This is a genomic window from Pseudomonas sihuiensis (assembly GCF_900106015.1).
In the GTDB taxonomy this organism is placed as follows: Bacteria; Pseudomonadota; Gammaproteobacteria; order Pseudomonadales; family Pseudomonadaceae; genus Aquipseudomonas; species Aquipseudomonas sihuiensis.
The window spans coordinates 24190-37237 of the sequence record NZ_LT629797.1 but is presented as its reverse complement, the minus strand read 5'-3'; the positions used below and the strand labels follow the sequence as shown (position 1 = coordinate 37237).

At 62.1% G+C, this 13048-nt stretch carries 10 protein-coding genes and 1 pseudogene; 3 read left to right on the top strand and 8 right to left on the bottom strand.

What is annotated here, in order from left to right:
- Positions 1 to 55: 55 nt before the first annotated feature.
- From BLT86_RS00230 to BLT86_RS00220, 3 genes and pseudogenes are all read left to right on the top strand, one after another.
- Positions 56 to 562, top strand: coding sequence for a tripartite tricarboxylate transporter TctB family protein (locus BLT86_RS00230; RefSeq protein ID WP_021488283.1), 507 nt, complete (start codon positions 56 to 58; stop codon positions 560 to 562).
- A 9-nt stretch (positions 563 to 571) separates the two neighbouring features.
- Positions 572 to 2092 (top strand): tripartite tricarboxylate transporter permease, encoded by a 1521-nt coding sequence (locus tag BLT86_RS00225; protein WP_017678024.1) that lies wholly within the window; start codon positions 572 to 574, stop codon positions 2090 to 2092.
- 363 nt (positions 2093 to 2455) lie between these two features.
- A pseudogene (locus BLT86_RS00220) lies at positions 2456 to 3103 on the top strand (LysR family transcriptional regulator); the annotation flags it as partial.
- Positions 3104 to 3189: 86 nt separating this feature from the next.
- Here the strand turns inward: BLT86_RS00220 and BLT86_RS00215 are convergent.
- From BLT86_RS00215 to BLT86_RS00185, 8 genes are read right to left on the bottom strand one after another with little or no spacing between them, the layout of a single operon-like run.
- Positions 3190 to 5343 (bottom strand): phage tail protein, encoded by a 2154-nt coding sequence (locus BLT86_RS00215; protein WP_092374097.1) that lies wholly within the window; start codon positions 5341 to 5343, stop codon positions 3190 to 3192.
- Positions 5333 to 5572: a hypothetical protein gene (locus BLT86_RS00210; protein WP_231976570.1), complete on the bottom strand. Its 240-nt coding sequence runs from the start codon at positions 5570 to 5572 to the stop codon at positions 5333 to 5335. The genes BLT86_RS00215 and BLT86_RS00210 overlap by 11 nt, the downstream gene beginning before the upstream one ends.
- A complete protein-coding gene (locus BLT86_RS00205) occupies positions 5572 to 5811 on the bottom strand; it encodes a hypothetical protein (protein ID WP_092374094.1) in 240 nt (79 codons plus the stop codon). Before BLT86_RS00205 ends, BLT86_RS00210 begins: the two co-directional genes overlap by 1 nt.
- A gap of 9 nt (positions 5812 to 5820) precedes the next feature.
- Entirely contained in the window at positions 5821 to 6642 is an 822-nt protein-coding gene (locus tag BLT86_RS00200; RefSeq protein WP_092374092.1) for a phage BR0599 family protein, read from the bottom strand.
- Positions 6632 to 8320: a hypothetical protein gene (locus BLT86_RS00195; protein WP_231976569.1), complete on the bottom strand. Its 1689-nt coding sequence runs from the start codon at positions 8318 to 8320 to the stop codon at positions 6632 to 6634. Before BLT86_RS00195 ends, BLT86_RS00200 begins: the two co-directional genes overlap by 11 nt.
- Positions 8321 to 8346: 26 nt before the next feature.
- Positions 8347 to 9225 (bottom strand): hypothetical protein, encoded by an 879-nt coding sequence (locus BLT86_RS25615; protein ID WP_157719646.1) that lies wholly within the window; start codon positions 9223 to 9225, stop codon positions 8347 to 8349.
- The gene (locus BLT86_RS00190) at positions 9225 to 10070 is read right to left on the bottom strand and encodes a hypothetical protein (protein ID WP_092374086.1); all 846 of its coding nucleotides are present in this window, start codon (positions 10068 to 10070) and stop codon (positions 9225 to 9227) included. The genes BLT86_RS25615 and BLT86_RS00190 overlap by 1 nt, the downstream gene beginning before the upstream one ends.
- On the bottom strand, positions 10070 to 13009 hold the full coding sequence (locus tag BLT86_RS00185; protein WP_092374083.1) for a phage tail length tape measure family protein: 2940 nt from the start codon (positions 13007 to 13009) through the stop codon (positions 10070 to 10072). Before BLT86_RS00185 ends, BLT86_RS00190 begins: the two co-directional genes overlap by 1 nt.
- Between the last annotated feature and the right edge of the window lie 39 nt (positions 13010 to 13048).

The following is a 13048-nucleotide window of genomic DNA, read 5'->3' as shown; positions in this document are numbered from 1 at the left end:
GCGCCGGCCCAAGCGATTCGGGCCGGCGCTGCGCCTCAGAACATCGAGGTACACGATGAACACCCTGAACAAGAAAGAACTGATCATCGGCATTGCCATGCTCGGCGCCAGCCTTACCTACCTGGTTCTGGCACAACAGCTACCTGGGCATGACGGTGTCGATGCGGCCACGGTGCCGAAACTGCTGGCCGGATTTCTGTCTCTGCTTGGCCTGATGCAACTGGTCAGCGCCTTTGCCAAACCCAAGGTTGCCGCCGAACCCGCAAGTCCGGTGCCGACAGAAGCTGAAGAGCGACCGGCTGAAGTCATAGAACCCAAGACCGTCCTCAAGACTCTCGGCCTGATCCTCGGCTACATGGCCCTGCTCGGCCCTGTGGGCTTCCCGATCATGACCGTGGTTTACCTCTATCTGCAGTTCCTCGTGCTGACGCCGGTAAACCAGAAAGCCAGACATCTGACCTATCTGCTGATCGCCGTTATCTGCTCTGCGCTCATTTTCCTGCTGTTCCGCGAGGCCTTCGACCTGTTGCTGCCCGCTGGCCTGCTGAACAACTACATCTGAGGATCGACCATGCTCGAATTACTGCAGCAAGGCTTCGGTGCCGTCTTTTCACTGAACATCATGATGCTGATGGCCGTCGGTGTGGCCATGGGCATCGTCTTCGGCGCGGTACCCGGTCTGTCCGCGACCATGGCTGTAGCACTATGCCTGCCGCTGACCTTCACCATGGGCCCGCAGGCAGGGCTGTCGCTGTTGGTCGCACTGTTCATCGGTGCGACCTCGGGCGGGCTGATTTCAGCGATTCTGCTGAAGATTCCAGGAACGCCGTCATCAATCGCCACCGTGTTCGATGGTGGCCCGCTGATGGAACAGGGCCACGGCGTCAAGGCGCTGGGCGTCGGCATCGTGTTTTCCTTTCTGGGCACCATCTTCAGTATCGTCGCGTTGATGTTCATCGCCCCGCAGCTGGCCAAGGTGGCCCTGAGCTTCGGCCCGCATGAATACTTCGCCATCGCGGTGTTCTCCCTGACCCTGATCGCCACCCTGTCGGCCGGTTCCATGGTCAAGGGGCTGTTCGCCGGTGCGCTGGGTATCGCCGTGTCCACTGTCGGTATCGCCCCGGTCGAGGCAGTGCGCCGCTTTACCTTCGGCGTCAGTGAGCTCAACGGCGGTTTCTCGATGCTGGCAGTGATGATCGGCATGTTCGCCGTCGCCGAGATCATCAAACTCGCCGAAACCGGCCGCCATGCCGTGCAGGGCAAGGCCAAGTCGGTGAGCATGAAGAACATCAAGGGCTTCGGCTTCTCGCTCAAGGAGTTCCGCGAGCAACTGCCCAACGCCGGTCGCTCCGGCCTGATCGGCCTGGGCATCGGTATCCTGCCGGGCATCGGCGCCGGTACCTCGAACCTGGTGTCTTACATCATCGCCAAGAAGCGCGCGAAAGACGGGCACACTTACGGCAAGGGCAACATAGGCGGCGTGGTCGCCAGCGAGACGGCCAACAATGCCGGTATCGGCGGCGCCATGATGCCGCTGATGACCCTGGGCATTCCCGGCGACACCGTCACCGCGATCATGCTCGGCGGCTTCCTGATCCACGGCATCCAGCCCGGCCCGCTGCTGTTCATCAGCCAAGGTCCGCTGGTGTACACCATCTTCGCCGCGCTGATCGTCGCCACGGTGATGATGCTGTTCATGGAGTTCTACGGCCTGCGCCTGTTCATCAAGCTGCTCGACGTGCCCAAGCACATCCTGCTGCCGATCATTCTGGTGCTGTGCGTGGTCGGTGCCTTCGGCCTGTCCAGCCGCCTGTTCGACGTCTGGTCGATCCTGCTGTTCGGTCTGCTCGGATACGCCTTCGTCAAGGCCGGCATGCCAGCGGCGCCGTTCATCATCGGCTTCATCCTCGGGCCGATGGCGGAAACCAACCTGCGCCGAGGCCTGATGCTGTCGGACGGCAGCTTCGCCGAGTTCTTCACCAATCCGATTGCCGGTACCTTCCTCGGCTTGGCCCTGGCGTTCGTGCTTTGGCAGGTGTTCAGCGCGCTACGTCCCAAACCCAGCGCGATCAACGAGATCCTGCGTACCTGATACCCAGCAACTTGCCGCCCCCTCTGCTCAGGGGGCGGTTCTTTCCCTGACTCCCACCTCTGTGCCTCTAGCAGGCGGTTGAAAAACTACCTGCGTTGCCATTGCTGCGTTAAAAACAGGCTCGTGCGCGAGTCCGATCAAAATGCTCATTTACAGCTCGTAAAGTCGGTCGCGACCCAGGCCGTTTTTCGCCTGTTTTTGTGGGGCCGCCATCGGTATTGCACTGGCTGCCTCGCCTACGTTTTTCAACGACCTGCTAGCCCTCTACAGCGCCAACTGCAGCGGCTTGAGCACGATAATGGACGCGTTCATTGATCCAGGTCTAATCTAATCAACCACTAGATTGATACCCGGAATGAATCAATGTTCGACCTGGCCCAACTGCGCTGCTTCACCACCCTGGCCGCCGAGCTGAATTTCCGTCGCGCGGCCGAGCGCCTGAACATGACCCAGCCGCCGCTGAGCCGGCAGATACAGTTGCTCGAGCATCAATTGGGCGTGACGCTGTTCACCCGCAGCACCCGCTCAGTTGCCTTGACGGCGGCTGGCCGTGCCTTCTTCGTCGAAGCCCAGGCGCTGCTCGATCAGGCCCACCGCGCCGCGCAAAGCGCCCGACTGGCCGCCATCGGCGAAAGTGGCGCACTCACTATCAGCTTCGTCGCCAGCGCGGTGTATGACGTGCTGCCGCGTGCGATCACCACTGCCAAGCGCGAACGCCCTGGTGTGGATATCGCCTTGCTGGAGATGAGCACCTTCGAACAGGTGCAGGCACTGCGCGCCCGACGTGTGGACCTGGCCATCGTCCGAGCGCCCTTGCAGCAACCTGGGCTGATCAGCGAATGCCTGCTACGCGAACCCTTCGTGCTGGCCGCGCCCGCCGCGCATCCGCTGGCGCAGCACGAAAGGCCGACCCTGGAAATGCTCCATGGTCAGCCTTTCATTCTTTACGCGCATACCGCCTGGCAACCCTTCAATGAGCTACACACCGGCCTGTTTCGCGCCAGCGGCATCCTGTAGCGCCGCGCGAAAAACTGTTGCCGTTTGCGCGATAAATGCAGTGAGCTGACATTTTCACGCACGGCAACGGAATTGCCAAATCACGGCACCGGGTTCGTCCTGCTGAACTGGACTCGGTGCCGCTGCCAACTGTTCAACCCTCCCCGAACCGACCAGACCTCCAGAATGACCTGGCCCACATAGGTGGTGGTCAGCGTAGCGGTCGTGCCACTGATACCGGTCTGGCTTGCCAGCACGCTGCTGTTATCAGCCCTGAGCAACCTGCAGCTGTAAGTGGTACCTGGTTCAGGGCCGATATCGCCCGTCGTGGTGTCGATCAACTGGTCGGCCTGGACGATGCGATCACGGTGCGCCCAGCTGGCAACCACATCACCAACGACCGAAGCCGGATAGCTGGCGCCGCCGATAAGCAGCCGGCCCGGTGGGTACGGCAGCGCCTGACGCCCAACCAGTGACAGGGTGTCGATCGGAGCCAGCTCCGGAGCCAGCATGCCGCTGCTGGTGATCGTGCGCAGCCGCATCTGCACGCTGACACCAGCGGAGTACTCCGTAGGGTCAGCCCCCGCATAGTCATCAAAGAACCACACGCGCGCACCAGCCGTGTGGGCGGCCGGTACCGTGTCCACGCAGCCACGGGCAATGGTCACTACCAACGTGCCGAGGTCGACCGCCACAACCCGAACGATCTCGTCATCGATCAACGCCGCAGTACCCACCTCGACCAGGTCGATGCTTTCGACCGACGTCAGCTGAATGCTGGTCTCGGCACGCCCAATCGCACCCACCAAAAGACCAGACGGGCAGAAGTCACCGCTCTCGGCACTGGCAAAGGCCGCGCTGCCAACCCGCGATTCAATACCGAAGCCCAGCGACAACGGTGTTGGCTTGAGCGCCAGGGCGGCAATGAATGCGCTGGTTTGATCAAAGAGAGCGACGTTGGCGGGGTCGACGGTTTGCACCAGGTCGCGCCAGGTAACCTCTGTCAGTCGCCGGACAGTGGCGGCTGCCGGCGTTGTGTTTGGCGGCACCCAGCCTGGAGGCTGTGGAGGCGTCATGCTGGTGGCCGGCAACCCGAACACGTCTTGCACAGCCGTGACGGTGATCGCCCCGCTGCCGAGGGTGCCATCCTCGAAACGGCCAGCCCTGACCACCATCATCTCGATGCCCCGGCTCAGGCTGCGGATGCGGAATGCACCACCAGGCTTGATATCGCGGCCGCGTCGGTCGAGCTGCACCTTGAAGCGCTTCAGCCCGACCGACCTGGCCCGCAGATCACGAACAGCCACTCGGCCGGCTAGCTCATCAGTGGGAATGCCTGGGTACTCGATGGTGGTCGAGAGGATCTGGCCGGCACCCTGGATCGCGGCGAGATTGCGCTCGCGCTTCTGCCTGTTCGTGTTATCGATCGGGCTGCGCCACTTGATGATGACCTCATTCGCTGCACCTGCCGTCGCGGCGTTGTCATCCTCCATGATCGACAGCAGGCCGCTGTCCTCGTCGAACAACGGGAGCAGCTCAGGATCGTAGTCATCGCGTACCAGGGTCAGCTCAAATAGCCCCGTCCTGCGACTGACAAAGAGATTGCCGCCGATGTGATCGAGCACATGGCTGACAAAGGCCGAGAGGCTATCCTGGCGCACCCAGCGCAGGCAGAGGCCGAAACCCTCAGCGTGCAACGCCGTTGCCGCAGCGCGAAAAGAGGCATCATCGATCCGGCTACGATCCATGCCACCACCCCAGTCGCGGTTCGTCAGGCACTCATAGATGATGTGCGCGGGGTTCATCGCCTTGATCGCACCGCTGGCCATATCGATAACGCAGCGCTCCGGGTACCAGACCGCGCCATCCCAGCCCTTCAATGCGCGCCGCACACGGAACGTCCAGGCCTTCGGGTAGGGGTTCATACTGGTCACCAGGCCGTCATAGAACAACGTGCAAACGCCACGGAAAGCCGGTACCAAACCGCCCAGCATGGCCGCCAAGCGCCCATTGAGCGGCTGATCAGGCGCGCCCATCATCACGTCGAGCGTTCCCTGGATGCCTCCCTCGCCGTTGTCGCCTCCAAACAGCTCCGGGGCGTTGATGTTGATGGTTTGGTTGCTGGTAACGCTGCCAGACCAAGCACGCTTCTCACCGACCTTGATCTCAACCAACTCATCAATCGCCTTGCCGACACCCATGTGGATGCCGAAAAAGTAGCGATAGCCAACCTTGACTGCCTTCTTACTGCCCATCACACACCTCCTGCCGCGCGAACTCGACCAGGTGCATGGCCATGGCATCACCCGTGGCGACCAGCTTGCTGGCCACGATGCCGCCATCGTTCACGATCTGCCCCCAGTCGAGACCATACCGTGCAGCCAATGCGCGGCCCCCCTTGTGGCAGAAGCCCGCCCGACCATTGAATGCCGGCACGCTATGCATGTGCTCCAGGGTCACGAACAGCTCGTCGTCACTGATCATTACTTGCCGCTCTTCGTCTTGATCGGTTGGGTGCGATAGTTGCCGTAGGAGAGCACCATCCAGTCCGGCGTGTAGTTGTCCCCGAAGAACACGCACTGGGGAGTGCCCTCTTCGAACTGCGGGAAGCTGAAGTCCTCGAAGGCCACCGGCTTCGGAGCAACAGACTTGGGGCGATTCTTGTACGAGACGTAGGCACTGATCGCCATGATGGCGATATACGCCCAGGTATACGGATCCATGACTTCCCCCTAGAAAACCGGATTGCCATCGAACGGCGAACGACCTGCAAGATGCGGGACGCCGCCGTGGTTGGGAGCGTTGTCGAACTTGTCGTTGCACATCTGGATGGTTTGATTGCAGCCGGGATAGACGCGGATCGCCTGCCCAGGTTGCAGCCCGGCCGTCCCGCCTAGCAGGGCCAGATTGCTGCCGGTGTGACTCTCAATAGCACGGCGATCGAACTCACCCGAACCAACCGACCACTCGACCCAGCCCGCCGTGAAATAGCCGGCCGGGTAACTTGCGAATGCGCCACTGCTGATTACCAGGCCGTTCTTGCTCTGAATCTCGGTGGTGACGCGGTATAGATCACGATTAACACCGCACGCCACGCTGTAGAGAGCGTGGTGACAGGGTCGCTCCCAGCCTTGCCGCAGGCCTTGCATGGTCATGCGCGCAGAGAGTGGCTGGCAGACCAGTTGTGCCTGGTCACGCTTGGGCCAAGAGACGCTCTGAATACTGCCCACCCAGCTGACGACCTGCTCGTCCTCTCCCGCATGCCTGTCGAATATCGTCAGGGCGATCTCGTTCGACGGCGGTACCCCTCGATAGAGAGTGGCCACGTCGAGGTCGGCCGGCGCGGTGATCTTGAGCAGCTCGACGCTGGCTTCACCTGTCTGGCGAATCCCATCGTCCGAGATACCGCCGCGAAGCGTGCGGAAGATCTGTGTGCCCACGACCTCGTCTCGGTCTCCACTGGTGTAGAGCCAGCGCATGACGCCTCTGCTGAACTGGTACAGCCTTATCGGCGCACCATCAGCCAGTGAGTTCTCGCGGCTGTTAAAACTCATCGTCACGCTCCTCGCGAAACACCGTTGCCCAGCCGGCAACACCCTGGCTATCCGTCATGTGCTCGATCTCCTGGACGTCGCTCTCGAACCGCATCAGGTTCATCCAGCTGATCCGCGCGATATCGTCAGACCGCAGCTCGATACCCAGGGCCGCATCCAGCGCCAGGCGCTCGGTCTGGCCATCCAGCTCGGTGGCGCCGATGATGCGGCGCATCAGCACCGTGCCACTCCACAGCTCGATGCGAATATCGCGTCGGCCTGGCTTGCCGTTGCTGAACCTGGTGTAACCGATGTTCACGATGTCGATGGTGGTGGCCACCGCAGAGGCCGTGGCGACGACGGTGAGGTCATCCATGTGGCTCGGCACCCAAACCACCTTCTGCCTGCCGCACATCCCATAGATGAACGAGCGCACCAGCGCCCGAGCCGCCCGGCCGAGGTCGAGATGGCGTTGGCCGAGTACCTGGAACGCCCGGCGGGCGGTGTCAGTGACCAGTGGCTGAGCGAACCCACTGTCCAGTGTCGAACGCAGGCGCTGGGCAGCATGGGTGAGGTTCTCGGTGTCGTCGGGGCGCCGATCCCAAACCGGCCGGCCTCTATATAAGGAGGCTGGCAACCACTCAGGCCAGTCACAGGCCTCGACAACAAGGAAGCGCACCTCGGCCTCGATCAGCCGGTCGGTCAGCTTGTTTAGCGATGGCTCCTCGAGCAGCTGAGCCGAGCGAGCGGGATACAGGCGCGAGCCGGCCGGCCAGGCCAGCTGGGTGTTACGTTTTAGCTGCAGGCCTTCGGGGAGTACTTCGAGGATCTCGACCGTCTCGCTGGTGAAAGCATCCTCGCCACGCAGCATCGCCAGGCCACCGGCGCGGAAGTCGAGCCATTGGGTGCTGCAGGGGATGAAGTCGACGTCGGCGGCAATGCCGGCATTGAGCAGCTGGATATCAGGCCAGATCGGTATCGACCAGATGCGATCGCTCCACCCGAACAACGCGAGGTCGAGCAACTGGCGCTCACGACCCTCGGCGTACATTGCGCCATTGAACTCACGCCGCGGCGAGCCGCGCAGCTTGCGGCGCTGGCTGACCCCGGACTCGCTCTGCAGGATGTCGGTGGCGGCCGTGAGCCTCTCGCGGATGCTGTCGCCCCAGTCCGGCACGAAGGTCCAGGCGATGATGCGGTTGGCGGTGACGCGTAGGCCTGCCTCACGGCCGTTGTCGAACTCCCAGGTAACGACGGTATCAAGCACCGGCTGGCCATCCGGGGTGACGGTGAGCTGCCAGGTCAGTTCCTTCAGCGCTGGGAACAGCAGCGGCGGGTCGGGCTGGCCGCTGACGAGCACGCCTTCGTCCGTGCCGCCGATATCGACCAGGGTGCGAGGCTCCAGGAAGGCATTCCACAGAAAAACGTCCTGAGTCTGCGCCGATACAACGTTGCCAAGGTCGAGCTGTTTCGGGCTGATGTGGATGCGGTGATACCAGTCGTCAACATGGGCATGTAAGCGTTTGACCGACAACGCACGGCCGTTCACCTCCACTGGCCAATGAGGTGTAATTGTTGCCTCACCAACACGCTGCGTATCGCTGACATAAGGCGACGGATCAAACTGATTGACCCAGGCGAACGTCCAATGATCTTGAGTCAGATTCGGGTTTTCGATGCCGCCTAGAGTCGGGAGCACTGCTTGTCCGTTGAGAACGGCCACAATTAAGGCCCCTCGTAGCGGATAGCCCAGCCAAATGTCCCGGTATGATCAATGTTATTCCCGCCATTACGGGCCGACGTGTCCTTCCTATACCACGGGAATACCTTCCAGCGGTCTGGCCCGATCGAGACAACCTCTCCAGGAACATAGTTGTCTATGCGTGTGTAGCGTGCGTGTTCAAGCTCGGAGGTCAGACTTAACTTACTGGACGGCCTGACCTTCCAAGATCGCAGAGGCAGCAGCACAGCCTCACTATTCCACCGACTAGGCAGAACACTAATCAGGGGCGCTAATGGTCCAGGACCCACATAGGAAGCACCGAGTGTCTGGCTCAACGCCCAGCCTTGGCCATCTAAGTCCGAATGAACGAACGAATTGCGGTTAGATAGCCCGTTATTCTGCGTGTACCAAAACAGGGCGCCAGTTGTATGGCTTGCACCGTTGTTGGACGACTCCGGATCAATACGTATTCCCCCATCGGCGGCCAGTGAGCCTATAGATGCGCCAAGCCACATTCCTGATCCAGGCAACCCTTGTATCGTGGAATTACCAAATGCACACCACTGATAGAAGTCGATGCTGTACCTACAGACCAGATAGACCTCGCTTTCAAAAGCGAAGACTTCGTATGTCAATGGAAACACGATAGGAACGCTACCTATCTGCCCAAGCCGTACAACATTTGGTGCATCCCCACTCGCAGCAGAGGTACGCCCCAGCAACGACAAATAACCAGATACCACCTGCAAACGCAGGAACATTGCCCCCTTGCTGAGCACCTCAGTCACTTCATTCCATGCCCAGCCCTCAGCCACACAGGCGTCAACCAAGGCACTCCGGACCGCCGCCATGTCATTTGCCGAACCGGTGTAGTAGGCCATCAGACGTCCAACCTCATTGCGTAATAGTCTGTGAAACCGTTCCGACCAGCGTCCTGGATTACGACATAGTCGATAGCATCAACGGTAAGAGTGTTCTCCACAGCATTGTCGAAGCCAGAGATATAGAAGACCCCGTCCAACGAGCCCCACAGATTGGAGCTGTTGTCATGCAGCTCGACTGGCAACAGGTGGTAATAACCGCCGGTATCACGGAGTTGGGTCACGCCAGCGATGTCATCATTGCCCCAGGGATAGCAGTAGGCGTTGAGCCAGTTGTCATTGCTGCGCAGCCCCAGACGCGCTGAGTTGCCCTTGTAGCCGATGCCGTGGTTCGCCGAGGTGTCACTGAAACGCAGTGTCGCGGCACCGTTGAGCATGCCGCTGCAGACGACCGGGTACGGGTACTGGCTCGGCCGACCATAAGGCAGGCACTTGCCGACATAGCAGCTCTCGTACACAGGAGTGCCGACCTTCATCGCCAGCGCGATGCGCTGCGGGTTGAGGGTCAGCCAGTAATCGATACGGTTGTTGTGTGCCGGCACGCCACTCAGACGTGCTCCTGGTTGCGTGTCGAAGGTGTTGCCGGCGACGTATCCGGTGAACACCCCAGCCAGCAGGTTGTAGTAGTCGGCTGACGCGTCCTGGTAGGTGCGGAAGCCGACGAAGATCTCCTCCTCGCCGGTGTAGCCCACACCCTTCAGGATCAATTCACGGTTGGCCGGGGCGGTGTCATAGCGCAGCACGATCCAGCCGTTCGCCGAGGCGAAGTCGCGGATGGTCTCCAGCATCTTGTAGTGGGCGAGCACACCGCCCGAGTTGTCGACGAAGCCGATTTGATGGGGCATCAGTTGTTCAGTCCTAGTATTTGGCGGAACTTGCCGGGCTCACGGGAGATGGCAACGGCGATCGCTTCGTTGCCGACCGGGCCGGACATCACGTCGCCGATCCGCTGCGGATCGTCGATCAGATAGAAGTTCTGGCTGTTCTTGAGCGTGGTACCCGACTCCTTTGCCGGCTCAGCCAGGCGGGTGTTTGCCAGCCCAGGCGACGGCAAGGCCGGTGCCGGCACGCCGGCTAGGCCGCCAGTCGAGTGGCGCACGCGGTAGTCATTCACAGCAGCCATACCGCGGGCGTTGAAGTCGTGCAGGAAGGCGAGCGCTCCGGGCTGCTGCACGACGGCGGCACGGGTGACGAACTCGTAGTTGGAGAGCCAGGCTGGAATGCTGTCGCTGGTGGTGGTACCAGGGCCGGTGATATGGCCACCAGTCGACGCTGCCACAGCAGCGACAGAGGCGACTCCTGAAATCGCATCGCTGGTCGAGCTTGCCGCTGATGCACCAATGATCGCCTGCGCCATCGCTGCGGCTGCCGTTGTGCCCGCAGTTGTGATTGCGCCTGCCATAGCAGTTGCCGCTGTCGTGCCACCAGCCGTGATCCCTGTACCCATTGCCGTGGCGCCGGCGGTCGATGCCGTGGTGATGGCCGTTGCCGTTGCCGTAGCAGCGGCCGTCTCAGGCGCTGCATCAGCACCACTGCCGAACATGCCCATCACACTGTTGGTCAGCCCTTCAGCCAGGTTCTTGGCGGCCATCTGCGCCAGGGCATCGGCCACGCTCTGGCCGAGGGCGGTGACGGCCTCGCGCAGGTTCATGGTGCCAGTTGCCAGGCCAGAAAGCGCCGAGGTCAAGCCGCCCTCGATGCCGGTGCGCAGGGTCTCCTGCAGGAGCGTGGTGGTGGCACGCAGGCGGTTGGCCTGGGCGTCCAGGTTGTCCAGCGCCTGCTGCGCGGATGCGCCGATCGCACCGGGCATCTGCGCCATCTCAGCCAGCAGCGGGCGGATCTCCTGCAGCTGGGCATGGGTCTGGCGGTGGATCTCCAGGATGCGCTCGCGGGCGCCGACTTCGCTCAGCAGCCCGGCCTGCTGCTCGGCCTGTACCGATTGTTCCTGGCGGGTCTGCTCGGCCAGCACTTGGTCGAACCGGCGCTGGATCTCGTTGAAGCGGATCTGCGCCTGCTCGACGTTCACCAGGCTGTTGATGATGTTCAGGCCGGCGGTGTCACCGTTGGCCTGCAGGCGCTGCATCAGCTCGCCATAACGCTGCTCGATCTCGATAGTCAGCGCCTCGGCGTCGCGGCCCTCGGCGCGCAGCAGCTGGGCGCGCAGGCCGGCGATCTGGCGGGCGTCAGCATCGAGCTGCTGCTTGCGCTCCTCGGCAGCGATCAACGCCTGGGCGGCAATGGCTCGATCGCGCAGCGCGCCGGTCAGGCCCTTCTCGGCCAGCTCGTAGGCGCGCACCTGGTCGGCGCTCAATCCGAGCAATGATGCACTGCGCTCCAGGCCGCGCACGTACTGTTCCTGCTGGCGGGTCTGCTGAGCGCTGGCCTGGGCGGCGGCCTTGCTCGCTTCGCCACTGGCGCGCTTGGCATCGATCTCCTGGGCGTGGCGCAGCAGGGCCTGTTGCTGGGCGGCGTCCAGTTCGCCCAACTCGCCGCGCTCGATGGCGTAGCGCACGCGGGCAGCTTCACTGGTAACGCCAAACAGCTCGGACTGTTTTTGCAGGTTGGTAAGGAGTTTGTCGTATTCCTTGTTCGCCGCCTTGACCTCTTCGGTCTCAGTGGTAACCGGGATCTCTACTGTCGGCTTGGCTGGCGCGTTGCGCAGCACGTCCCCGATGCGCTTGATCTCAGCGCGGATCTCGTCGTCGCTGACAAAGCTCACCAGGCCGTCATCGCCGAAGAAGCGCAGGCGTTCACCTAGGTTGAACAGGCTGTCATCAGCGAGCAGGCCGCGCAGGTCGTCGAGACGTTGCTGCAGACCTTCCACGTTCGAGTCAGCGACGTCGACGCCGAGGCGGCCAAGGAAGGCAAGGAAGTTTCCACCCTCGGCTGCCGCAGCCGCCAGGGAACCAGTCAAGCGCACCAAGCTACTGACAAGCGAATCGACACCCTGCGCGGTAGCCGGGTCGCTCAGCACCTGGGTGAGCTTCTCTATCTCGCCAGCTGACTCCTTGAGCCCGCCCTTGGCCTCCAGCAAGTCGCCAAACGCGTTCTTCAGCGCCTGGATACTGCCACCCAGGGTTTCGCGAGCCGCGCGGGCGCTGCCGCCCATCTGCGTTTCCAGCTCGGCCAGAATCATTTTCTGCGCATCGACAATGCGGCCGGACTCGACCAGGGTCTTGATCTGCTCTTTCTGCTGCTCGGTGAACTGCACGCCAACGCGCGACAGTGCGGCCACACCCTGGATCGGGTCGTTGAGTGCCTTGCCCAGCTGGATGGCCGAGGACTTGAGGTCTTGACCCATGGCGGTGCTCATGTCGAGCACCGTCTCGAGGGCGCGGGGGAAAACCTCGCGGCCGATCTTGGTAAAGGTCAGCAGCAGTGACTGCGCCGGAATCACCGCCTCATCGCCGTAGGTGGTCACCTGCTGCATGGCGCTGGCCATTTCCAGCAGCTCGTCGCGGTTCAAACCAGCAGCACCAGCAGTCGAGCGCAGGCGTTGTTCCAACTGGGCAGTCACGCGCTCCTGCTCGATGGTGGCGCTGATAACCGCTTTGTACACGGCACCACCGGCAAACGCAGCGATCACGCTGCCGATGGTCTTGCCCAGCTTCTCCATGTCGCGGCCGGTGGACTCGGCCTGGCGGCCGTTGGCCTCGACGGCACCCTCCAACTGCTTCAGCTCACCGATTGCATTCTGCAGATCGGCGCGAATGCGCATTGCCAGTTCGAGGTTCTTGCCTGCCAGAGCCATGGGTGCGGTCACATAGAGGGAATGTGCCGCCATGCTCGCGCGCGCGAGGTTGGATGTAATTTTGACGAGGCA

Excerpts from the sequence above, each read along its gene's own strand:
- BLT86_RS00200 (WP_092374092.1), bottom strand. The coding sequence starts at position 6,642 with ATGAGTTTTAACAGCCGCGAGAACTCACTGGCTGATGGTGCGCCGATA.
- BLT86_RS00215 (WP_092374097.1), bottom strand. The coding sequence starts at position 5,343 with ATGGGCAGTAAGAAGGCAGTCAAGGTTGGCTATCGCTACTTTTTCGGC.
- BLT86_RS00230 (WP_021488283.1), top strand. The coding sequence starts at position 56 with ATGAACACCCTGAACAAGAAAGAACTGATCATCGGCATTGCCATGCTC.
- BLT86_RS00210 (WP_231976570.1), bottom strand. The coding sequence starts at position 5,572 with ATGATCAGTGACGACGAGCTGTTCGTGACCCTGGAGCACATGCATAGC.
- BLT86_RS00225 (WP_017678024.1), top strand. The coding sequence starts at position 572 with ATGCTCGAATTACTGCAGCAAGGCTTCGGTGCCGTCTTTTCACTGAAC.
- BLT86_RS00190 (WP_092374086.1), bottom strand. The coding sequence starts at position 10,070 with ATGCCCCATCAAATCGGCTTCGTCGACAACTCGGGCGGTGTGCTCGCC.
- BLT86_RS25615 (WP_157719646.1), bottom strand. The coding sequence starts at position 9,225 with ATGGCCTACTACACCGGTTCGGCAAATGACATGGCGGCGGTCCGGAGT.
- BLT86_RS00185 (WP_092374083.1), bottom strand. The coding sequence starts at position 13,009 with ATGGCGGCACATTCCCTCTATGTGACCGCACCCATGGCTCTGGCAGGC.
- BLT86_RS00205 (WP_092374094.1), bottom strand. The coding sequence starts at position 5,811 with ATGGATCCGTATACCTGGGCGTATATCGCCATCATGGCGATCAGTGCC.